Source organism: Escherichia sp. E4736 (genome assembly GCF_005781225.1).
Lineage (GTDB): Bacteria > Pseudomonadota > Gammaproteobacteria > Enterobacterales > Enterobacteriaceae > Escherichia.
In genome coordinates, this window is the sequence record NZ_VATT01000043.1 from 1 (window position 1) to 1,256 (window position 1,256).

Sequence of the window (1,256 nt, forward strand, 5' to 3'; positions counted from 1 at the left end):
TGTAGTGGCATAGTAAATTTGGCCACCTGAATAGAGGTGATATCATCACCTCATAGTCAAAACAGGTGACATTATGACCGGACGTAACAGACGCAATTTTAGCCCCGAGTTTCGCCTCGAGGCTGCCCAGCTTGTACTCGATCAGCATTACACCGTTGCCGCCGCTGCCACTGCGATGAATGTCGGCAAATCCACGATGGATAAATGGGTTCGACAACTGAAAGAAGAGCGAGCGGGAAAATCACCCATAGCTTCACCCATGACACCTGAGCAGATTGAAATACGTGAGTTGAAGAAAAGACTTCAACGCGTTGAAATGGAAAGGGATATATTAAAAAAGGCTACCGCGCTCTTGATGTCAGACTCCCTGAACAATTCTCATTAGTTGAGAAACTCAGGGCGCGGTTTCCTGTTGCCGTTGTGTGCAACGTGTTTGGGGTTCATCGCAGCAGTTATAAATACTGGCGGCAGCCCAGGAAGCCTGACGCCACGAAAGTGGCATTACTGAGCCTTGTGCGTGAAGTTTATCACGAAAGTAACGGTTCAGCAGGAGCGCGAAGCATTGCCGCAATGGTCACCACCAAAGGTATAAAACTGAGCCGCTGGCGGGCAACAAAGCTGATGAAAGCGCTCAATATTATCAGCTGTCAGCAACCTGGCCATCGTTATAAGAAGGCGTCTAAGGAACACATTGAGATCCCTAATTATCTGGATCGCCAGTTTGCTGTTACCGAGCCTAATCAGGCTTGGTGCGGTGATGTGACTTATATCTGGACGGGAAAACGCTGGGCTTATCTGGCTGTTGTACTCGATTTGTTTTCCCGTAAACCGGTTGGCTGGGCGATGTCATTTTTCCCTGATTCCGCACTGACAGGTAAAGCCCTGTCGATGGCCTGGGAAGCACGGGGGAAACCGGCTAATTTACTGTATCACTCGGATCAAGGCAGTCACTATACCAGCAGGAATTTCAGACAGTTACTGTGGAGATATCAGATAAAGCAAAGCCTGAGTCGCCGGGGAAATTGCTGGGATAACAGCCCAATGGAACGGTTCTTCAGAAGCCTGAAAACAGAGTGGGTACCGGATAATGGCTACGCGAATTTTAGCGAAGCCAGCACGGCAATAACGAATTACATCACAGGATATTACAGCCAGCTCAGACCTCATCAATATAATGGTGGTTTGACGCCGAATGAATCAGAACGATTGTTCTGGAAAAACTCTAAAGCTGTGGCCAGTTTTTGTTGACCACTACA

The 1,256-nt window shown here is 48.2% G+C and carries 1 protein-coding gene; it reads left to right on the forward strand.

The window, feature by feature from the left end; genetic code table 11:
- The first annotated feature begins 73 nt into the window (after positions 1-73).
- A protein-coding gene (locus tag FEK46_RS22075) for an IS3 family transposase (RefSeq protein WP_096247722.1) occupies positions 74-1,248 on the forward strand; the annotation gives its coding sequence in 2 pieces (ribosomal slippage) (positions 74-332 and positions 332-1,248; 1,176 coding nt in all).
- Positions 1,249-1,256: the final 8 nt, after the last annotated feature.